At 40.5% G+C, this 269-nt stretch carries 1 protein-coding gene; it reads left to right on the forward strand.

The features are described 5' to 3' along the window. Positions 1-269: hypothetical protein (locus tag FHP04_RS14585; protein WP_158319159.1), on the forward strand; the 269-nt coding region annotated here is incomplete at both ends.

Raw genomic sequence — 269 nt, forward strand, 5'->3', positions numbered from 1 at the left:
ATGCACCAGCTACACCAACTGCTGATGTAGTTCAACCAACGTGTGCAGTACCTTCAGGTAAAATTTCAATTACAGCTCCACTAGGTGCAGGATTTGAATACAGTATTGATGACACGAACTATCAGGACTCAGAAGACTTTATTAACTTAATCGCTGGAACTTATAGTGTAACGGCTCGAAATACTTCAGATCCTACATGTGTTTCTACAGCTTTATCAGTAACGATAAACGATGTACCAAATGCACCAGCTACACCAACTGCTGATGTA

The organism is Aequorivita sinensis (assembly GCF_006346335.1).
Lineage (GTDB): Bacteria > Bacteroidota > Bacteroidia > Flavobacteriales > Flavobacteriaceae > Aequorivita > Aequorivita sinensis.